This window comes from Luteolibacter flavescens (genome assembly GCF_025950085.1).
GTDB lineage: Bacteria > Verrucomicrobiota > Verrucomicrobiia > Verrucomicrobiales > Akkermansiaceae > Haloferula > Haloferula flavescens.
On the sequence record NZ_JAPDDS010000011.1, the window covers coordinates 37,254 to 57,884 of the forward strand.

Consider the following 20,631-nt stretch of genomic DNA (forward strand, 5'->3'; position numbering starts at 1 on the left):
CGTTATTCGCCCAGCACCTTCTTCACCTCATCGGACGAAAGCCCGGCCGCGTAGGGGTGGGCGTGAACGGCGGAATCCCAGACCATCGGACGCTTCGGCTGATAGCCCATCGCCCGCAAGCGTCGCTCGAAGTCCGGCATGTGCGCCGCTCCGTAGAATACGGCCACGCGCCGGTGACCGGGTTCCTTGCGGATCACCTTTTGAAGCTCGGCGATGACATGCTGGTTCCGGTCTTCCTGGATCAGCCGCTGAAAGCGCTTGGACATCCCCTTGCCCTCGTTCGCTCCACTGCCGACTCCCGCCAGCATCAATCGCATGTGTGCCTGCAGGGTCGGGCTCAGCCGCACGATCCCCAGCGCTGCATTGAGGGTCCATGACCGGCCACGGAGTGCCGTGCCGACATTCGCCAGTTCCTTGTGCGCCTTCCGGGCGGCCGTGGCATCGGAGCCGCCGCGGGCGACATCCCGGTCCAGCAGCGCTTTCATTTCCCCGATCGTGAGGTCGCAGCGGCGGAAGCTCTTCGGCGAGTAGTCGATCCCCGGCTTTTGCACCACCAGCCCGAGGCTGGAAGCGAGGCGACCGTAGGCGGTCTTCTCCACCGCCATCTCCGGCGCACCGCCATCCTTGTCCGTGATGCCTTCGTAAAGGACCAGATCCGCCCGGCCCAATCGCTCCTGAATCCTGCGGTAGTAGTCCTTTTCCGCCACGTGGACCACGCCGACCAGATCAATGTCCGGGCTGCCCGCGCGCTGGAAGACCCGGCTGCCCGTCTGCATCTCAAAGGTATCCGAAGCCGTCTGGATGGTGCGGGAATAGACCGGCCCGCTCCGCACCGGCCCCACCGCCCGCGGCAGGCCGGAGACCGCCGGCGGCTCCACGGACGGCATCGAGCACGCCGCCAGGCCCAGCGCAAGCGCCACTGCACCCAGCCGGGCGAAGACAAACTGTCGGAAACGCATGAAGGAAATCACGGGCAATTCTTCGCCATAAGCCAGCCGAAGGTTACACCCGAATCCAATTCCTCCTCGATTCCCCGACAGCCGACGAAACGATCAAAAGCAGAAACACCCCTGCCTTTCTTTCGTCCATTTCGCTCGTTTCGTTGTTCCCCGATCTGCATCTGCGTCGCCCATGCTGGATTCCGTCGCAAATTCGAACTTGGCACATTCCCCTCCCCGGCCCCTCCTTTTCGCGTGGCCTCCTACGTCGTCTCCATCGCCGCGCTGAAGCGCAATACCGCCATCCTCCGCGAGACCGCCGATGCCGCGGGCTGCAAGATCGTGCTCGCGCTCAAGGGCTTCTCCTGTTGGAAGGCCTTCCCGCATTTCCGCGATCACCTCGACGGCTGCTGCGCTTCCGGCCTGTGGGAAGCGCTGCTCGCCCGCGACTATTTCGGCAAGCACGTGGTCACCTACTCGCCGGGCTACCAGGAGGAGGAGATCCGGCAGCTCTGTGAATTCACCCACCACCTCGATTTCAATTCGCTGTCACAGTGGTTCCGCTTCCGCGAAATCGTGATGGCTCACCCGCGGTTCCAGAGCGGCGACCTGCAGTGCGGCCTGCGGATCAATCCCCAGTGCTCGACCGGCCACACCCCGCTCTACGACCCCTGCGTGCCCGGCTCCCGCCTCGGCATCACGGCGGACCAAGTCGAGGGTGCGGACCTCACCGGCCTCTCCGGCCTGCACTTCCACACGCTCTGCGAGCAAAACTCGGACGACCTCGAGAAGACGCTCGCCGCGGTCGATGAGAAGTTCGGCCACCTCCTGCGTTCGCCGCAATTCACCTACCTGAACATGGGCGGCGGCCACTGGATCACGAAGCCCTTCTACGATCGCGAGCGGCTGGTCCGACTGGTGCGCGGGACGAAGGAAAAGTATGATGTCGAAGTCTGGCTAGAACCCGGTGAAGCAGCGGCGATCCACACCGGCGTGTTGCGGGCCGAGGTACTCGATGTCTTCGAATCCGCAGGCCACAAGCTCGCTATCCTCGACGTCTCCGCCACGGCGCACATGCCGGATGTACTAGAGATGCCGTACCGGCCCGACGTCTATCTGGCCGCCACCGGGAGCGACGCTGTCATTCCTGCCGAAGCCACGTCCGCTCCGGCCGTCACCTTCGAAGGCGAGTCCTATCACCTCTCCGCCGAGTCCGGTGAACACGTCTACCGCATCGGCGGCCCGACCTGCCTGGCCGGCGACGTCACCGGCGACTTCGCCTTCCCACGCCCGCTGAAGGCCGGCGACGTGCTCGTCTTCGATGACATGGCGCACTACACAATGGTGAAGACCACCACCTTCAATGGCGTGCCCCACCCTTCCATTGTGCTGCAGCATGAGGACGGATCGCTGGAGACGATCCGGGAATTCGGGTATGGGGATTTCCGGGATCGGTTGTCTTGAGCCGCGTCGACAGAATGTCGACACTCCCCAGCGGGATGAAGCGGATGTGAATTCGCGGTGAAGCGGTGCGGTGGGTTTGACCTCTTGCCGCTGGAGAGGGCATACGGGACGGAAAGGTCATGCTGATCCGTCTTGCTTTCTTCATCTTCGCCGCGGCGTTCGTGTCACTCATCGTTGCCGCGGATCACGGACAGATCGGGCACATCTGGTCCTTCGTGGCGAAGATCCCCTTCGGCGACAAGCTGGGTCACCTCGGGCTGGTCGGCACGCTCACGGTGCTGATGAACCTGCATCTGAAGCGCCGCATGGCCGGGCCGATGATGCGGGGCAGCCTGATCGTCCTCGTCTTCATGATGCTGGAGGAGGGCAGCCAGTACTTCATCCCCGCGCGGAGCTTCGATGGCTACGATGCACTGGCAAACCTCGTCGGCGTGATCTGCGGCGAGGGTCTCGTCCGCATGCTGCCGCGGCGGGTCGCTATGCGGGATTCACGACCTTCGCCACGAGTGGGGGCGGCATCACCGGCGCCTTGCGGCGCGCCATGAAGAGGAAGGCGCCCGCGGCAACGGCGTGCAAGGCCAGCGAGGTGTGAAACACCGCGCCGAAGTCCACCACCGGCAGGCCCATCACCTCCGCGAACGAGGCGTATCCCGGCAAGACGAAGCCCGACAGGCCGGCCACCCACATCGGCCAGCCATCGGGAGAAGCCGACATCAACAGCCCCACCACCGAGACCATCAGCGGCACCATCCAGAGGGTGAATCCGGAGAAGAGAGCCACCTTCCATCCCCGCCACAGGACCAGTGCATGACTGGCGCACGCCGGCACAACCAGCGACGCGGTGACCCACAGCGCATCCGCGACGCTCAGCTCCACAGAGCTCATCGCAGGCGTCTCACGCAGCAGCGTCCGGATGACGAGGCACCAGGCAAAGGCAAAGAAGAGCGACACGAGCACGACCCAGGGCATCGAGCTTCGCCCGTCGCTCCACCACCGCGAGCGCGGCAGATACCGGCTCCGTGCCTTTGCCTCCGGCGTCGGCACCAGCGTCGCGCTGAGCAGCAGGTTGATCATGCCGAGCACGATGGCGAAACCCGCGATCCACAGGATGCCCTCCATGGCGAAGCCATCCGCCGAGACACCGATGCCCAGCCTGCCCGCTCCGATGAGATCCGACAGTCCCAAGCCACGCGAGAAGTTCGGCAGCAGTTCCCCACAGGTCAGTGTCAGCATCCATGCGGCGAGAACCGTGGTCCCGATCTTCCCGAGAAGCTGGGATTCCTGGTCATTCCACCGCCGTGCGAGCATCGCCAGCAGCGCGACCAGAGCGGTGACCGTGATGATCCAGTGGTAGCCGGAAACGGCGATCTCCCAGCGGAAGAAGTCCACCGGTGGTGGCAGGGTATTCGAAGGAATGAAGCCCCGTGGCTCGACCATCTGCGGGGTGGCCTTGATGATCTCGTAGAGGATCGCGGACTCCATGCCGAGATGGGAAATCAGGCTGATCCCGAATCCACCGAAGAAAGGCAGCACGAAGTGCAGCAGCATCACCAGCACCTGTGAGATGGTCCCCGCCAGGATCTTTTGCCGGATGAGGGTGCCCGCCACGAGCCCCACGGCGTGATGGAACAAGACGGACGTCGCGAAGATCAGATAGACCTTTCCCATCATCACGAAGGATAGCCCGCCAAGCCACGCGCTAGCCACCGCCCAGGGCAGCAGCAGGATCACGAGCACGTTCTCGAACAACGGCAGCCCGAGCAATTGCCCGATGACCTTGTGCCCCGTCGATACCGGGGAGAGCCGCTGGGACTCGATCATTCCCTCGTTCGCCTCCCTCGCCACGCCGGTGGCCACGCTGAAGGTTCCCTTCAAAACAACGAGAATCCCTTGGATGACGAGGATGGCGAGCCAGCCGCACATGAAGGCATTCGACCCGTGCTTCTCCAGCAGCCGCTGGAACTCCGGAGACGCGAAGTCCACCTCGATCATTCCCCGGCTCCGGGTGTGCAGATACCCGAGCACCGCGACGCTCCAGGCAAAGGCGGCGATCACCTGCGAGACCACCACCCACGCCACGACACGCCACAGCCGCAGCCGCGCCACGGCGTGACGGCGGAAAACCGGGTTGGCAAAGACATTCCAGAGGGACGGGAATTCCGGGGCGGAGATCATGAGAGGGAGGATTGGCTGCCGAGGCGGACGACGACTTCCTCGACGCTGGTTTCCACGGCATGCATGCCGGTCACGCCGAGACGCGCCTCGCCGAGCGCGGTGAAGAGCGCCGCGCGGGAGAGCTTTGCTTCGTCGAGGCGCAGCTCGATCGACTCCTCATCGGCGATGCGGAACTCGGCACTCACCCCCGGCACCTCGCGGAGCCAGGCGGCGACCTCGTCCCGGCGGCCGGGAGAACGGACGATGACCCGAGTCTCGGCTTGGCCGAATTTCGCGAGCACCTTGCGAATGGGGCCGGCATCCAGCAGCCGCCCGCGCTGGAGCAGGCCGATGGACGTGCAGAGATCCTGGATCTCCGCCATGATGTGTGAGCTGAGGATGACGGTCGCGCCTGCATCAGCCTGGCGGCGCAGCGCATTTTTCAAATCAGCACGCGCCATGGGATCGAGCCCGCTTGCGGGCTCGTCGAGGATGAGCAGCCGCGGCCGGTGCAGGATGGCCTTGGCGAGTGCGAGCCGCTGGCGCATGCCCAGGGAAAGCTTCGTGCAGATGTCCTTCGAGCGCTCGCGCAGGCCGACCGACTCCAAGCACTCGGTCACCCGCGCGTCTCGCTCCTTCCCACGGAGGCCGTAGGACTCGGCGTAGAAGCGCAGATACTCCACCGCGCGCAGGTCGGAAGGCATCGGCGCGAGATCCGGCATGTAGGCAATCGTCGAGCGGACCTCGCGCGGCTTTGACTGGATGTTTTCACCACACAGCTCCACCTCGCCGCGTGTCGGCGGGAGCAGCGTGGCCATCACGCGGAACATCGTCGTTTTCCCCGCGCCATTCGGACCCAGCAGTCCGAAGACTTCGCCGGGAGGGATGCGCAGGTGGACGCCATCCACCGCGCGGCGGTCGCCATAGTCCACGCCCAGCCCCGAGATCCGCACGAGATCGGCGGGCATGGACGAGGAAGGATCGGTCCACGAGATCATGGCGAGAGGACGCGTTGGAGCGCATTTGCCGGCTCGCGCAGCGCGGCGAGGCCGCGGCGGAAGTCGGACTTGATCGCGGCCAGCTCGCGCTCCGCGGGGGTCATCCGGACGGCCGTGCCACCCGTCTCGATATCGATGAGCGAGTAGCCGCAGATGCCCAGCACCACGGCTGCGGCAGCAGCGGAGAAGTAGCCGCGGAAGCGGTGGCGGGTCCCCCTCGCACGCGTGTTCTCGGCAGGCATAGAGAGGATCTTGTCCCGCAATTCCAGACCGGCAGGCGGCAGCGGACCGGCGAGGATTTCATCCAGCCCGCCGCTCCAGGCATCGAGGAAGGCGGCGCATCCGGGGCATTGCTCCACGTGATCGAGCGTGCTGGCGGGAAGCTTGGTCGCGGTGTCGAGCGCCTCGGAGATCTGGCGCTGCGTGGCTTCGCAAATGGGTGTCAGGGTATCCATGGGATCGATCACGGTGTGATGGTGACGGTGGGGCGCCATTCTTTCGCCAGACGCTGGCGGGCGCGGAAGAGGAGGACTTTCACGTTGGCTTCGCTCTGGTCCATCGTGGCGGAGATTTGCTCGATGCTCTGGTGGCCCTGCACGCGGAGCCACAGCGCGGTGGCCTGATTCTCGGGCAGCAGCTTGAAGACCTTTTCCCACGCCTCGCGAGCGGATTCCCGCTCCTCGATGATGGTGGAGGGATGGCTGGTATCCGTGCCGCTGTGGATGTCGGCGTGGAATTCCTCCGCGGGCTTGTGACGGCGGAAGCGGTCCACCGTTTTCCGCCGGGCGATGGTGTAAAGCCACGCCGTGAAGGGGTGCGTGGGCTCGAAGTTCGCGATCTTTAAGCAGACCTCCAGGAAAACCTCCTGGCAGATGTCGGCGGCATCCTGATCATTCCCGCAGCGCGAGCGGACGAAGCGGTGGACCGGGTCCAGATGCCGCCTCACCAGCTCGTTGTAGGCCTCCACTGCGCCGGATTTCCAGCGCAGGGCGAGGTCGTTGTCGGTGTCCGCAGTCACGACCGTGGGTGGATGCGATTCAGCGTTCCTCGATGGCTTTCTTCACCTCCTTGATCAGATCGTCGAGGTGGGCCTCGGTCAATTCGATCTTGATGGTCAGCTTCTTGCCCTCGGAGGCGAAGGTGACCGGAGGCAGCTTTTCGGTTTCCTCGGAGGCGGCGGTCAGCTCGTCCTTGAAGCCTTCCAGCAGCCCCTTGGCGGTCTCGGCCAGTTCCTTGCTTTTCAGGCCAGCGCTGACATTCAGCACGATCCCCTCCCCGGCGCTGGAGGCGGTGAAGCTGAGGCTTTCGGGCAGTTCGAGAGACTCGGACTCGAGTTCCTTGAGCTCCGAGATCCCGGAAAGATTCACCCAGCCGGAAACCCAGGCGTCGCCTTCCAGCGGCGCGGTGGTGGCCACCGTGGTGCCAGCATTCACCGGAGGGCTGGCGAGGCGCAGCAGCGAGTCCCCGTCTTTCCAGACCAGGAAGGACATGCCTTCCTCTTCCATCAGGTAGCGGCCCTGTTCGTCCGGTTTGATCTTCTCCTCGATCTCCTTGATGACCGCACCCATGTCGGCAAGGTCGCGAATCTCGGCAACCCAGTCCTCTTCCTCGGTGGCCTCGTTTTCGAAGCCGGCGATGCGGAAGACCGCCTTGTCGCCGATCGGAGCGGTCGAGCCCTCCTTGGCGAAGAATTCCTTCATCCAGCCGTTCAGGCGGGCGTTTTTCCCGCCGTCGAGACGTCCTTGGATTTCCCACAGGGCCTTTTCCTCGGCATGGCCGGCCAGCGGGAAAAGCGCGGCGGCGAGGGCGATGAGAGTGTAGCGTTTCATATTCACCGGGACTCCGCGAGCGGGCGGGAAAAGGTTACGTCCCCGCGAAATTTTTTCACGGACTTGAGCGCTTGTCGAAATGCAGTTTCCCATCGCTGGCTCCGGGCAGCCCGGATGGCTTCCTCCCGCCAATGTAGATTTGCGAGACCACGACGTTGAGCTGCTTCCGCTCCGGCACCTTGTGAAATGATACCACCAGCCCCTGGCTGGAATGCACGGTGGCGTAATCACCGGACTGCCCATCGATCCACGCAATCGCTTCGGCCCGCCCATTGAAATGCTGCTGCCCCTCCTCCAGGACCCCACGGCGGATTCCATGGTGGTCTTTCCAATGCTCGCCCGGCCCGGCAAAGTAGGCGCCAAGACTGCCATTCCATCGCTCCCGGCGTGCCCACAAGGTGGCGGTGCGGCTCTCACCGTCCCACGTGTAGGTCCGCATCAGGCCCTTTCCCGCTAGGATTTCCACGGTTCCGGAGGAAGTCGTGGCGGTGATCCGGTCTCCTTCTTCCATCACGAGTTCCAGCTTGTCGAGCGGCGCCCGGGGGACGTCAGGAACCAGGCTGACAAGCTTCATGCAGGAACTCAGGCAGACGCAGGCAAGGACGACGACGAGCGCTTTCATTGAAGGAATTGTGACGAAATACAGCCCGGCGAACGCGCCTTGTCACCCCTCGGAGTCACAATCCGCGGATTCCCAAGGGCGCGCGGAAGAAAACCCCGGTGTCATTGAACCTCCCCCACCCCGTCATTTCCCTTTCAATTTCCGGAAAAAGCCTTTTCTTCCCGCGCATGGTTCCGCCCGCCGCCGACAAGGTCGCCAAGCCCAAGAAGGACAACTCCTGGTCTCCCGCCCAGTCCGCCGAGTTATACGGCGTGGACCAGTGGGGCCACGGCTTCTTCGGAGTGAGCAAAAAAGGCCACGTGACCGTGAGGTTGCAGGATGACAACGGCGGCTCGGATGTCTCGCTCCACGACATCATCGAGGGCCTCCGCGACCGTGGCACCGCCCTGCCGGTTCTGCTGCGCTTCCGCGACATCCTCCACTCGCGTATCCGCGAGCTTAACGAATCCTTCCGCCAGGCGATCAAGGACACCGGCTATCGCGGCGAGTACCGCGGCGTTTACCCGATCAAGGTGAACCAGCAGCGCCAAGTCATCGAGGAGATCTCGGAATTCGGAAAGCAATACCATTACGGCCTTGAGGCGGGCTCGAAGCCCGAGCTGATCGCCGCGCTGGCCCACATGCACGACACCGAGGCCTACATCGTCTGCAATGGCTACAAGGACGAGGAATTCATCGACCTCGCCCTGCACGCCCAGAAGATGGGCCTGAAGGTGATGCTCGTGCTCGAAATGCCGACCGAGCTGGACCTAGTGCTGGAGCGCTCGCGCAAGCTGGGCGTGCTGCCAAATCTCGGCGTGCGCGTCCGCCTGTCCACCCGCGGTTCCGGCCACTGGGCGGAGAGCGCCGGTGACAAGTCCGTCTTCGGCCTCAGCGCCAGCCAGGTCATCGAGGTGGTCGATCGTCTGAAGGAGGAAGGCTACCTCGGCTGCCTGCGCATGCTCCATTACCATCAGGGCAGCCAGATCCCGAATATCGCCGCGATCCGCGAGGGCGCGACCGAAGTGGCCCGCATGTATTGCGACCTCGTGAAGGAAGGCGCCCCGATGGGCGTGCTGGACATCGGCGGCGGCATGGCGGTCGATTACGACGGCTCGCACACGAATTTCCACTCCTCCTGCAACTACTCCATCCTTGAGTACTGCACCGACGTCATCGAGACGATCATGCAGATCTGCGACAAGGCCGGGGTGACGCACCCGAACCTGATCTCGGAATCCGGTCGCGCGATCGTCGCCTACTACTCGGTGCTCGTCTTCAACGTGCTCGACGTCTCCTCCGTCCAGACCACGGAGAAGGCTCCGCCCACCCCGGAGAACGCACCGCAAAACCTCGTCAACCTGATCGCGGTCAACAAAGACCTCAGCAAGCGGAACCTGCAGGAGTGCTTCAACGACGCGGTCTATTACCGCGACCAGGTCCGCGCCCAGTTCTTCTACGGCGCCGCCACCCTGCGCGAGCGCGGGCTGGCCGAGGCGTGGTTCTGGCACATCATGACACGCATTTCCAAGCTCATCGTGGAGCTGGAGATCGTTCCCGAGGACCTGCGCGAGCTTTCCGACACGCTGGTCGATTTCTACTACGGGAATTTCAGCCTTTTCCAAAGCCTGCCGGATTCCTGGGCGATCAAGCAGCTCTTCCCGATCCTGCCGATCCACCGTCTCGACGAGCGCCCGCTCCAACGCGGCGTGATCGCCGACATCACCTGCGACTGCGACGGCAAGATCGACCGCTTCATCGACCGCGAGGACGAAAAGAAGGTACTGCCGCTGCATAGCATCAATCCGGGCGAGCCCTACTATATCGCCACCTTCCTCGTCGGTGCCTACCAGGAGACGCTCGGCGACCTGCACAACCTGCTCGGCGATACGAATGTGGTCGGCGTCCACCTCGAGGACGGCAAGCCCGTTTACACCCACGAGGTCGAGGGTGACACCGTGGCGGACGTGCTCAGCTACGTGGAGTATGATCCGAAGGAGCTGGTGGGACGCTTCCGCGCCTTTGCCGAGAAGGCCGTGGCGCAGGGCCGCATCTCCCCGAAGGAGCGTCGCGAGGTGCTGGACCTCTATCGCACCGGCCTCGCGGGCTATACTTACTTCGAGGGCTGAGCGAGCGCTTGCCCCTGAAGGATGCGGCGGCTAACAACCCTTCATGCTGCCATCGATTCAAGCGCTGCTGGTGCTCCAGGACCGCGACCGCCGACTGCGTTCGCTCGCCGAAGATCTCGCCAAGATCCCGAAGGACGAGGCGCGCGCGAAGGACAAGCTCGCGGGTGACAACGCCGCCGTGGCCAAGGCCAAGGAGGGCGTGCAAGCCAATGAGATCGAGATCAAGAAGGCCGAGCTCGATGTCGGCACCCGCAAGACGACGATCGTCCGCCTGAAGACACAGCAGTTCGAGACGCGGAAGAACGATGAGTTCACCGCGCTAGGGAACGAGATCGTCCGCTACGAAAAGGAGGTGGACGGCCTTGAAACCAAGGAGCTCGAACTGATGGAGCGCGCGGATGCCCTGCGCGCCACGCTTTCCGAAGCCGAGGCCGCCCTCGCCAAAACCAAGAGGCTCGTGGACGAGGATCTGGTCGCGCTGGCCGACCGGAAGAAGCGCCTCGAAGCCGACGCGGCGGAGGTGCAGGTCGAGCGCGACCGTCTCGCGACCGAGGCTCCTCCTGCCCAACTCCCGCTCTACGAGCGCCTGCTCAAGAACAAGAACGGCGTGGCCGTCGCACCCGTCATCGCGGGCAAGTGCACCGGCTGCCACATCAAGGTGGTCGCCTCCACCCTCGTGAAGGTGAAGGCGAACGCTGAAGGCGTGCAGTGCGAAAGCTGCGGACGCCTCCTCTACGACGGCGAGTGAGTCAATTCGCCCCGGCGCCGGAGTAGAACATCTTCCGGCGCTCCTCGATCACCACGAGCCAGTTCATCATCGTCACCGGCGGCAACTCCGCCGGGTGCGTGATGGGACGGAGGTTCACATCGATGTTCGCAGCCTTGGCGCTGGCATTGCTCGCCATTTTGAAGTCGAGCAGGTGGACCGGATCATTGCCCGTGCCATCGTCCCCCTTCAGGTGACCGAGCTGGCCGGCGACTTCCACCTTCAGCGGATCGAAGTCGGTGCCATAGCGCTTCTCCGGAGCGAAGAGCGAAGCGGGCGGATAATAAGGCGTCGGCAGTCCCGATCCCGTCGGTGGCGGCGTCGAGACGACATTGAAGTCATCACCGATGTAGAGGCGCAGGTTCGTCACCAGCGAGAAACCTTTCGGGAAGGCGGTGAGGTCGTCGCACTCCGTCATCAGCACGCCGTAGTCGGTCTCCTTGCAGGGGATATTCGGGCGATAAGCGGGGATATTGATGCCCGAGGTCGAGTAATCCACGTTGATGACGAGCGAGTGGTTCACGTCCAGACCATCGGCTCCCAGCGAAACGAGGAATGCCTTGAAGCGCTCAGGATAGACCGCGATGCACGGCTTGGTCCCGAGATTCTTCACTTCGAAGGGATAGGTCGGGCGGTAGTAGCCGGACTTCACCGTGCCCACCAGCGGGTCGCCGAAGGTCGCGTTGTTGAAGGTGATGTTTCCGGTGACGCCCGTCTTGTAGTAATAGGAGCCGTTCGCCCCGTAGGCGACATCCACCAGCGTGGTGCCGAAGTTGTAGGACTGGTTTTCCTCCGCCACCTTGATGAATCCGGGCTGCAGGCCGGTGGCCACGCCGGTATTCAGCGGGATATTCAGGGTCTGGCGATTGCCACCCTTGAAATACTGGAAACGCAGCGAGGTGGGCGTGTTGTTGGTGGCACTGACCACACCGGAGATATCCAGGCGCATCGCACACTGGAGCGCGCCAACGGAGTAGTTGTTCCAAGTCGTCGGGGACAGGACGTTGGACTCCGTGGTGTGGGCGAAGCGGTCGAAGAAATCGGCACCGCGATTGATCGAAACGAATGCCGCACGGCCCGCATCGGAGGCCAATGCCACGGGCATGAAGGCACCGTTGGAGACCTCATACTGCTCGCGGACACCCGGAGCAAAGGGATTTCCACCAAGAGCATTCGAGCCGACGGTCACATTGCTGCCCAAGGCCAAGCCGCGGCGTGCCATCAGGCGGTCCACGTGCATGCCGCTGTCCACCTCGGCGCGCGTCGAGTAGATGCCGCCCTGGATATTCGCGTGCTGCCACGGCGTGCCGTCCGCGTGGGTGCCGATCTTCGTGAATGCCTCGGCGGAAATCGCGAGCTGCGATGGGATCTCGTATATCGACAGGACGAAGTCGCGCTGGCCGACCCGTCCGTCGCCGCGACCGTAGCTCGCCAGTACGTCGCTGTGCCTGCCGAGATTCATGCTGAAGGCCCACCAGTTCCGCTTCGCCACGAAGGGCTGGCCCGGCGCGCAATAGCCGAAACGGATCTCGGGATACGGGATCCTGTTGAATTGCGAATAGGTGGAGACAGGCAGCGGCAGGCTGCTCTGGGCCAGGTTTCCATACGCCTTGGCCGTGCTGATGATGGGATAGACCGGATCACGCGAGGTGATGTCGCCATTCGAGGTCTCCAGCGGTGCCGGGAAACCGGTGCCGAGCGACCTGCCCACCCCGGCCGACGCAAAGCCGGTGTCGGGAGCGATGGCCCCGAAGACACGGCTGATGTCTGCCGGATTGGTGACGGTGCCCTGGCCGTTCCGCACATCCTCGTTCAGGATGTTCGCGTCGCCGGAATTCGCCACCACCACGTTCGTCCCGCCGATCTGGGAGACGAGCCCGGGTGAGATCGAGGTCCGGGCCCCGGCTTGGTCGAGGGCTTCCGAGAAGATGTTTCTCCAGCGCAGGGAATCACGCAGCGTCCCCGAATTATTCGAGCCGCTCTGCATGGCGCGGATCGCCTTGTTCGGGACGATGTTCACGATGCCGCGCAGGACGGCATCCTCCTTCTCCTGATAGTCCACCCGGAGCTGGGTCTCCTTCTGGACGGCCTGTGAAGCGCCGGCATACTTGTAGGCGCTCATCGTCATGGCGGTCAGCAGAGCGCCGACGGACAAGACCATGACATACGAGATGTATCCGGGGGGATTGCCTGCGCGGTTGGGGGAACGCGTTTTCATAGTTGGACTGCTCCTGAGTAGATCAATTCTTCGCCATTCGGTCCAGTTACGCGGACCCGTAGGATACCGCCCTCGATGAAGAAGCGGATGTTCGTGGGACTTTTCGAAAGGGACCACGAGGGATCGGCCAGCACGCCGCTCGAGTTCACCATGCGGTAGTAGAGCCCGCTGCCGGCACCGTTGGGATTCTCGAATGAGAGGACCGACGCGCGGAATGTCCCGTTGGGCTCCTTGAAGCGGAGCATGATGACCGTGGCGTCCGCCGTCACCGGAGGGCGGCCGGCCTTGAGGTCGGCTATACTACCATACAGCCGGTAGCTGTCGGCATTTCCGACGATCTTCGTGATGTAGTTGTTCAGCATCGGAGCCTCGGTCACGAGGAAGCTCTGTGCTCGGAAGATCTTCAGGAAGGCGAGTTGCTGGTTCATCAGCACCATCACCATCGCGGCGATGACGATACCCACGCTCATCGCCAGCGTGAGCTCTACCAGCGTGTAGCCGCGGCGCAGGCGGCGCTTGTGGAAGAGAGCTTTCATTGCGAGCGGATGACGGTGCGGGATTTGAGATAGGTGCGGCCGCCGAGGCTGTAGCTGATCACGCTTTGGAGGCGCCACACCTCCATGCGCGCGGGATTGGTCACGTCCGTGCCAGAGCCGCTCTTGCCGGAGAGATTGTTCGAGTCGGGGAAGCGGGTCCGGGTGACGGTCCCCATGATCCGCTGGCCGCCCGGCAACCTGCCGAGTTCCACCTCGGTCTTCGAGATGGCGGGCTGGGCAGGCCAGAGCGAGCCCGGCCCGGTGATCTCGTCAAAGGTCGCACGCTGGGCCGCAGCCTTTTCGTAGGTCAGATAGGCGTCCGTGATCGACTGCTGCAGCGTCCACTGCCGCGGCGCGGTCACATTCAGCGACAGCTTCAGGAGCGTGAGCCCGAGCACCCCGAGCAGGGTCATCGAGATCGCAGCCTCGATGAGCATGGAGCCACGGGCAAAGCCTGAAGGCTTGCGACGACGCCGGAAAAGAGGGAAACCGCAGCCATGCGAACCCTTGTCCGCTGCCTCGTGATCGCCTTGCTCGGCTGGGCACGCCTGCACGCCCAGGCGGTCCTGGAGCCGCCGTTCGGCCTGCGCTGGGGGGACACTCCTGAAAAATTGATCGAATGGGCCGCCCGACATTCTCTGGATGTTAACATTTCCCTTCCTGGAGATCAACCGGCACTTCGAATTCTTAAAATTTCCGCCCGCAAAGGGAACCTGCCCGGTGCCGCCGCCCAGACGCTCGAGGGGCGTTTTCACACCGGCCGACTCTACGAAGTCACCGTCCACTACCGGGATCCCGCTGCCAAGGCCGAGGAGATGGAGGTCCGCTTCAACAAGCTGAGGAAAGAACTCACCGGGGAATACGGCGCGCTCTCCGCCAACCGCCAGGACCGGAACATCAAGGACCAGTTTGCCACCCGCACGCTCTCCTTCCACCGCGAGCCGGTGAAGGGGCTCTTCCTCCTGCTGGCCTACACCGAGATCGAGGATCAGCTCAGGAAAACGCGGGATGCCACCTTCTCCCTTCTCTACCGGAACGACAATCTCCGGCAGGATCTGGAAAAGCTGGCGACTCCCGGCGGCGGGCAAGGGCCCGGCCGGGGCGAAAAACAATAAGGGTATGGGGGGAGCCATGTTATGTGTGTTCTATCCGCGTGTCGGGGAACACGCGGTGGGGAGAGAAGAAGCGGACGGTCAGTCCGTGATCGTCGTCACCGATCCGTTCATCTGGATCGTGCGGTCCAGGGTGAACGTGACGTAGTGAAGGCGTTCCAGTCCGAAGGGGGTCTCGGTGAGCAGCTCGATGGTCCAGCGGCCGTCGGAATTCAATACCGATTCGTAATCCGACACCGCCTCGAGGTGGTTCACGGGGACGGTCTGCGAATGATAGTTCTTCGCCGAGCCGGGGATCACCACCCCCACCTTGCCAAGAACCGGGGAGCCCTTGTAGGCCTGCGCGTAAACGCTCGATCCAGGATATACGTCATTCACGGCGAAGGTGAGCGGCGGCGGGACGGTGCGGATGTGCTGGTTGTCCGTGATTCCGCTGATCGCCCCGTCCGCAACCGGCCAGATCTGGATGAACTGCGACGCGAGCTGGGAAGACGGAGCCTGGTAGTCCGGCACGGAGAAGGCGGAGAAGCGCTCTTCGCCGCGGATCTTCGCGCGGTTGGCGCCGGGCAGGTTGTTGATCGCGTAGGTGTAGGTGGTCTGCCCGTTCTGGGTCATCGAGCGCGTCCCCTGCAGCGTGGCCTGCGTGCGGTTGATTCCGACGCCGGTTCCATTGGTTCCGTAGGACTGGATGTGGTGGAGCAGGTTGATGCTCTTCGCCCCATCCGGCGCGGAGGCATCCGTCAAAAGGCCATCCACGGTGACATCCACGTAAAAGGGACGGTCGGCCCGCGTCCGGGGAATGGTGGGATACGGGTCTTCCGAGCGGATCACCACCTGCGCGATCGGCACATAGGTGCCCACATAGCGGCTATCGAGCAGGTACTGCGTGGGCGGATTCGTCGCCTTCACGGTCCAGAGCTCGAACCGGGCACCACCGGGATCGATGGCGAGCGGCGAGAGCGCTTCGCCGGAGGCCGGGATATTCTGGAGGTCCCATTCCACCCACTGCGACTCCGGCTTACCGGCCTCGATCTGGACCTGGCGGATGAAGTTCGTGAAGGATGTGCCGTTTTGCGCCATCAGCGACGGAGCCAGGAGCAATGCGGCGGCGGCGACGAGAGAGGAAAGTTTCATGGCTTGGCGACAGCGGAGGTTGCGGTTCCTGAGGTATCCGGCGACTCCACCTGCGCGGGGATCACCGAGATCGGGCCTTCCTGATAGGTGGCGATTACCAGACGGCGCTCCTTCTCGAAGGACTTCAATACGCCCTCATCCAGCGTCTGCTTCCCCTCGGCCTGCGCACGGGTGACCTCTACGGTGCGGATCCATGCGCGATTCGCCGCGTAGAAGTCAATCCACGCCAGGAACTGCGACTCTTCCTTGATGCCCTTCCGGTCGGACAGTTCCTTCGGGAAATGAAGCACCGCGCGCTTCGGCACGAGGGATGCCTTGCCGCGATAGGAGAAGATCTCGGAGCGGGAGAGCAGGTCCTTCGGCCGGTTGACGACGGACGGGTCTTCTCCTTCGAGCGGCTTGAAGACGGGCGGTGGATTATCTTCCCGGGCGAGCCGGGCGGCTTCCACGATCTGGTCGTGGGTCACCACGTCACGCATGGGGACACGGCGGGTTTCCTCGGCCGGCTCGGCAGCGCTGGCCGTGGCGAGGAGGACTCCGAGAGCAACGGTATGAAGGGCGATCTTCTTCATCGGATTGGGGTCTCGGTTGGGAATCACTTGGTCTTCAGGCGGAAGGTGCAGAGCAGCACCATGTCCTGAAGGTCGTAGCCCGGATCACTCCGTTGGGAGTCGTAGTGGGTCAGCTCCATGAAGACGATCACGTCCATGGGGCCGATCTTCACGCGGCCATTGCTGTCCAGATAGGGCCGGAGAAAGCTCTCCAGCGTCGGCGCATTGTGCAGCGGGTAGGTCGTCGGCGGGACGTCCCCGTTCACCAGGGTGCGCACGTTGAGGGTGCCGCTCTGCGAGTTGAAATACGGGCCCCACTGGTTGTTGTAGCGGTAGCGACCGCCGAAACGCAGCTTCTTCCCCTTCCCCATCAGGCGGGTGTAGACGATCTTGTTCGGCTGCACGTTGTTGTTCGTGCCGTAGAAGACCTCCTGGTAGGAGCCGCCGTCGTAGCTCACCTCGGCGCGTGTCGGCACGAAGGTGAGGTTGTTGCTGCTGGAACTGACCGTCACGCCGGCGCCGAGCACGCGGACATCGACGTAGATCTCCTCCTCGGCCTTGACGGTATTGCCGCCCTCAATGTCCGTGTAATCTTGGACGATCGAGGGATAGGTGATGTTCCAGGTGAGGGTCGGGCGGGTGCCGGGACGGACCTTCACCGGGAATGCCGTGAGCGAGCCCACCGGGATGGCAGGCTCGGTGGACTGGGACTGGGCATTTGCCGCGGGCACGCCGCAGGCAAGAATAGCCGCCGCTAGGGCAGCCAGTCGGCTGGTTTTCATGGCTGGTGTCGGGTGAACGAACAGTGGTGCCGACCTTCTTCTCCCCCGTGATTTCCACGGCCGTAGGGGCGGCAGTGGAAGGAGGGACCCGGCGAGGGTGCCGGGCACGAGACGGCCACAAATGCGTAGCCGGGCCGTGCCCGCTCGGGACAGAGTCCCTCGCCGGGTCTCCGGGGAAGCGATTGGGGGTTAATCACCTCTCCGGACGAAGTCAGTCTATGTAAGGGGACGACCGGAGTCGTCGGGGTGTGTGTGGGTGTGGGAACAGCAATCGTCAGATTGCGAGCTGGTGAAGTCTTCTCAGCGTTGGGGGATGTCGTTTTCCCACCCGGACCACGGTCCGTGCGGGACATCGCGGGCTTCCAGGAAGCGCCACTGGACTCGCTCCCCGCTGCGGAAGCCAAGGTAGTCACGCACGGCAGGACTCAGGTCGATGCCGGCTCCCTTGTTGCGATTCGCGCGGGGATCTTCTTTGCCGAAAACGTATTGCCAGTGATCCACCTCGAAGGGGCCCACATCTTCCCACTGGGCATAGCAGACCTTGCCCTTGTAGTGGATCGCGAGCCAGCGGCCCTTGCAGACGGAAATGCCGTCGCCGCGGTAGTCTCGCCAGAACCACGGGATCACCTCGGATGCCTCCGGACGGTGTCCCCCACCCTTCGCGACATCATTGTAGGGAAGCGCGATGTAAAAAGGATTCAGCCTCGGGACGAACCCGGCCGGCTCGTAGCCGTTGCGGCGGTCCGGATCGTCGTAACCGCCGAAGTTCGCCTGCCAGTTCATGTCCCACGAGCTCATCGTGTTGGGCACCGGGTTGTTCTCCGTCGGCTGCTCGCCGATCCAGAAGACCGTTCCCACCACATTGCCACGCCAGCCGCGGAGATCACGGAATCCGGCGTCGGACGACTCGATCACCAGGCGCGCCTTGTCCGGCACGCCGAAGGGATTGCTCAGGCCCGGGAGTGCCTCGCGGCGATTCTCCAGCAGGTCGCCATGGATGGCCTCCAGACGATCCCCGAGCAGCGAAGCCGCACCGGCCACTGGAACCAGCGGCAGCGCGGACGCGAGGAGAAGGAGCAGGCGTGGCATCATGAGCGTTTTTAAAAACTCTCGTCCCGTCAGGGACCCGTCGCCGCGCAGCATGAACAATAAAGAAACCTGAACAAGAAATTTCTGGCGAAAATTTGAACGGATTTCAAATCACGTTGTCTCAGGAACTTTTCACTCCGCCCATTCCGCGATCACGTTAGATCAAAAAATCCACGATCGCCGAAATTCCCCGTCATATAAGGGATTCCGGGAGTTCCCGTCGTCATTCCCCCGCTTGGCCTAATCGGCACCGGCGAGGAAATGACGCGGAACGATCGAACTCATGGACTCCGTAAAAGAAGCAGGTGGAATGCCCCTGAACAATGAAATTTTCGGCTATTTTGAATAATCGGGACCCCGAAAGGAAAACAGCCCCGAAATTTCAAAAACCACCCGACTTCCCGCCTGCGAAGCGTCGCTCCAACTCCCTCATGGAGAATTCACTGAGGGTTGGCCGGCCATCCGGAGCGCAATAAGGCAGCTCGCAGCGGAAGAGCGCCTCAAGCAGCCGCATCGCCTCTTGCGGTCGCGGGGCCTCGGCCAAGGCCGCCCGACGGGAAAGCAGCTTCGCCAAGTGATCGAAGGCGACCCGGCTGCCGGGCAACTGCCCTCCGGCGAGTTCGTCGAGGAGCCCGGAGAGGAAAGCCCGGGCATCAGCGAGCTTGAGGAAATCCGGTAGCGAGCCGATCCGCAGCGTGCCGGAGCCGAAGTCCTCGATATCGATCCCCGCCTTGGCAAATTCGTCCCGGTGGCGGATCGCCAGCTCGCACTCCCGCGGTCCCGGCTCCAGCAGTACCGGCACCAGCAGCGTCTGGCTCTCCACGCCGCGGCCATCGGCATCGTGCAGCCAGCGCTCGTAAAGGATGCGCTCCCGCGCCGCCCGGGGATCCAGCAGCACCAGGCCATCCTCGGACTCCAGCAGGGCGAAGCGATCCCGGAGGGTGCCGACGTAGCGGAAAGGCGGGGCTTTTTCCTCCAGCTCCGGGACGGCAAGCGCCGGTTGGGGCGTAGCCACCGGGGACGGGACCGCGGGAGCGATGGTCTCGAAAGTCCGCTGGACCGGCAGGGAAGCCGGCCACTCGCGCGGGGCGCTCTTGGCTGGGAAAACAGGCCGTACCTCGGCGACCGGACTTCGCAGGACCGGGCGATCCTCCACCACATTCGCCGGAACCGATGGACCGGGGGCGATGGGCTGCTTGTAAACCGGGCGTCGTGCCGCCTCCGCCTTGGCAAGGCCCTCGCGCACCGACTCCGCGATCACCTCGCGAAGCTCGTGGGGGCGATGCAGGCGGATCTCCCGCTTCGCCGGGTGGACATTCACATCGACCATCGACGGCTCGATCTCGATCCACATCCACGCCGCCGGGTGCAGCCCGTCGCCCAGCGCACCGCGGAATCCCTCGGCCAGACCACGGGAAATCGCGCTGTCTTCCACCGGCCTGCCATTCAGGAAGACACACTGGTGACGCCGCCCCTTCCGCGCGTGGGCGGCGGGGAGGACGAAACCCTCCACCGAGACGCCGTTCCCGTGGGTGAGCGGCAGGGAGATGAGTTCCCGGCCCAGCTCCGTGCCGGTCATCCAGCGCACGCGGTCCAGCCGGGACATCCCCGCCGGCAGGTCAAAGACCTCCCGCTCGTCCTTGCGGAAGCGGAATCGCACCCCGGAAGCGGCGAGCGCATGCATCCGCAGCTGGTGCTCCACGTGGGCGGACTCGGTGGTCTCCGCCCGGAGGAATTTCCGGCGGGCCGGCACATTGTAGAAAAGATCCTTCACCTCGACCGTCGTGCCCGGTGCGCAACCGGCCTCGCGGACATCGCGCATGACGCCGCCCTCGACGGAAATCTCGGTGCCCGCCACTGCCTGCGGTTCGCGGGTGGTCAGGCGGAAGCGGGAGACGCTGGCGATGCTCGGCACGGCCTCGCCGCGAAAGCCGAGCGTGCAGATGGAGGCCAGACCGGCGGAGTCGGCGAGCTTGCTGGTGGCATGTCGCTCCAGGCTCATCAGGGCATCGTCGCGGGACATCCCCGAGCCATTGTCGATCACGCGCAGCAGCGCGGCACCGCCACGGCGGATTTCCACCAGGATCTCCCCCGCCCCGGCGTCGAGGCTGTTTTCCACCAGCTCCTTCACGGCGCTGGCCGGCCGCTCGACCACCTCCCCCGCCGCCACTTGGCTGGCGAGGATCTCGGGCAGGATGCGGATGCGCGGCACGCGGGGAACTTGGAGCCGCCAGTGGAAAGTTCCAAGACCAAGAATGCGCTCCCTGTCCTTGGATGCGGACCACATTGGGTCTTGCGTCTTCGGGTCTTGCGTCTTGTCTTTCTCCCAG

Annotated in this window: 20 protein-coding genes; 5 read left to right on the forward strand and 15 right to left on the reverse strand. The window is 63.9% G+C overall.

Going from position 1 to position 20,631, the window contains the following annotated elements; translation table 11 throughout:
• Positions 1–2: 2 nt before the first annotated feature.
• Entirely contained in the window at positions 3–959 is a 957-nt protein-coding gene (locus OKA04_RS17800; RefSeq protein ID WP_264502551.1) for a hypothetical protein, read from the reverse strand.
• 234 nt (positions 960–1,193) lie between these two features.
• Between OKA04_RS17800 and nspC the strand changes: the two genes are divergently transcribed.
• Entirely contained in the window at positions 1,194–2,402 is a 1,209-nt protein-coding gene (gene nspC / locus OKA04_RS17805; protein ID WP_264502552.1) for a carboxynorspermidine decarboxylase, read from the forward strand.
• Positions 2,403–2,521: 119 nt separating this feature from the next.
• Positions 2,522–2,947, forward strand: a complete 426-nt coding sequence (locus OKA04_RS17810; RefSeq protein ID WP_264502553.1) for a VanZ family protein — start codon at positions 2,522–2,524, stop codon at positions 2,945–2,947.
• Here the strand turns inward: OKA04_RS17810 and OKA04_RS17815 are convergent.
• Genes OKA04_RS17815 through OKA04_RS17840 form a run of 6 tightly spaced genes read right to left on the reverse strand, consistent with a single transcriptional unit; the run spans position 2,880 to position 8,005 of the window.
• Positions 2,880–4,577, reverse strand: a complete 1,698-nt coding sequence (locus OKA04_RS17815; RefSeq protein ID WP_264502554.1) for a hypothetical protein — start codon at positions 4,575–4,577, stop codon at positions 2,880–2,882. The genes OKA04_RS17810 and OKA04_RS17815 overlap by 68 nt on opposite strands.
• Positions 4,574–5,554 (reverse strand): ABC transporter ATP-binding protein, encoded by a 981-nt coding sequence (locus OKA04_RS17820; protein WP_264502555.1) that lies wholly within the window; start codon positions 5,552–5,554, stop codon positions 4,574–4,576. The genes OKA04_RS17815 and OKA04_RS17820 overlap by 4 nt, the downstream gene beginning before the upstream one ends.
• On the reverse strand, positions 5,551–6,009 hold the full coding sequence (locus tag OKA04_RS17825) for a hypothetical protein (RefSeq protein WP_264502556.1): 459 nt from the start codon (positions 6,007–6,009) through the stop codon (positions 5,551–5,553). Before OKA04_RS17825 ends, OKA04_RS17820 begins: the two co-directional genes overlap by 4 nt.
• Before the next feature lie 8 nt (positions 6,010–6,017).
• A complete protein-coding gene (locus OKA04_RS17830) occupies positions 6,018–6,572 on the reverse strand; it encodes an RNA polymerase sigma factor (RefSeq protein WP_264502557.1) in 555 nt (184 codons plus the stop codon).
• 19 nt (positions 6,573–6,591) lie between these two features.
• Positions 6,592–7,383 carry a hypothetical protein gene (locus OKA04_RS17835; protein ID WP_264502558.1) on the reverse strand — a complete coding sequence of 264 codons (792 nt, stop codon included), beginning with the start codon at positions 7,381–7,383 and terminating at the stop codon, positions 6,592–6,594.
• A gap of 55 nt (positions 7,384–7,438) precedes the next feature.
• Positions 7,439–8,005, reverse strand: a complete 567-nt coding sequence (locus tag OKA04_RS17840) for a hypothetical protein (RefSeq protein WP_264502559.1) — start codon at positions 8,003–8,005, stop codon at positions 7,439–7,441.
• A gap of 167 nt (positions 8,006–8,172) precedes the next feature.
• Between OKA04_RS17840 and speA the strand changes: the two genes are divergently transcribed.
• The gene (gene speA, locus OKA04_RS17845; protein ID WP_264502560.1) at positions 8,173–10,113 is read left to right on the forward strand and encodes a biosynthetic arginine decarboxylase; all 1,941 of its coding nucleotides are present in this window, start codon (positions 8,173–8,175) and stop codon (positions 10,111–10,113) included.
• Positions 10,114–10,156: 43 nt separating this feature from the next.
• Complete coding sequence (locus tag OKA04_RS17850; protein ID WP_264502561.1) at positions 10,157–10,861, forward strand: zinc ribbon domain-containing protein; 705 nt, start codon at positions 10,157–10,159, stop codon at positions 10,859–10,861.
• Position 10,862: 1 nt separating this feature from the next.
• On the opposite strand, the gene OKA04_RS17855 is transcribed toward OKA04_RS17850, so the two are convergent.
• The 3 genes from OKA04_RS17855 to OKA04_RS17865 are packed head-to-tail and all read right to left on the reverse strand — an operon-like array spanning position 10,863 to position 14,070.
• Positions 10,863–13,040, reverse strand: a complete 2,178-nt coding sequence (locus tag OKA04_RS17855) for a hypothetical protein (RefSeq protein ID WP_264502562.1) — start codon at positions 13,038–13,040, stop codon at positions 10,863–10,865.
• Between the two features lie 53 nt (positions 13,041–13,093).
• Positions 13,094–13,633: a type II secretion system protein gene (locus OKA04_RS17860; RefSeq protein WP_264502563.1), complete on the reverse strand. Its 540-nt coding sequence runs from the start codon at positions 13,631–13,633 to the stop codon at positions 13,094–13,096.
• On the reverse strand, positions 13,630–14,070 hold the full coding sequence (locus OKA04_RS17865; RefSeq protein ID WP_264502564.1) for a hypothetical protein: 441 nt from the start codon (positions 14,068–14,070) through the stop codon (positions 13,630–13,632). Before OKA04_RS17865 ends, OKA04_RS17860 begins: the two co-directional genes overlap by 4 nt.
• 60 nt (positions 14,071–14,130) lie before the next feature.
• On the opposite strand from OKA04_RS17865, the gene OKA04_RS17870 reads away from it, so the two are divergent.
• Positions 14,131–14,748, forward strand: a complete 618-nt coding sequence (locus OKA04_RS17870) for a hypothetical protein (RefSeq protein WP_264502565.1) — start codon at positions 14,131–14,133, stop codon at positions 14,746–14,748.
• Positions 14,749–14,826: 78 nt separating this feature from the next.
• Here the strand turns inward: OKA04_RS17870 and OKA04_RS17875 are convergent, their stop codons facing one another.
• The 5 genes from OKA04_RS17875 to mutL all read right to left on the reverse strand — a co-directional run bounded on the left by OKA04_RS17875 (position 14,827) and on the right by mutL (position 20,513).
• Positions 14,827–15,879 (reverse strand): hypothetical protein, encoded by a 1,053-nt coding sequence (locus OKA04_RS17875; RefSeq protein ID WP_264502566.1) that lies wholly within the window; start codon positions 15,877–15,879, stop codon positions 14,827–14,829.
• Positions 15,876–16,451, reverse strand: coding sequence for a hypothetical protein (locus tag OKA04_RS17880; RefSeq protein WP_264502567.1), 576 nt, complete (start codon positions 16,449–16,451; stop codon positions 15,876–15,878). Before OKA04_RS17880 ends, OKA04_RS17875 begins: the two co-directional genes overlap by 4 nt.
• 23 nt (positions 16,452–16,474) lie before the next feature.
• Positions 16,475–17,212, reverse strand: a complete 738-nt coding sequence (locus OKA04_RS17885) for a hypothetical protein (protein WP_264502568.1) — start codon at positions 17,210–17,212, stop codon at positions 16,475–16,477.
• Positions 17,213–17,512: 300 nt separating this feature from the next.
• Entirely contained in the window at positions 17,513–18,304 is a 792-nt protein-coding gene (locus OKA04_RS17890) for a hypothetical protein (protein WP_264502569.1), read from the reverse strand.
• 379 nt (positions 18,305–18,683) lie between these two features.
• The gene (mutL, locus tag OKA04_RS17895; protein WP_264502570.1) at positions 18,684–20,513 is read right to left on the reverse strand and encodes a DNA mismatch repair endonuclease MutL; all 1,830 of its coding nucleotides are present in this window, start codon (positions 20,511–20,513) and stop codon (positions 18,684–18,686) included.
• Between the last annotated feature and the right edge of the window lie 118 nt (positions 20,514–20,631).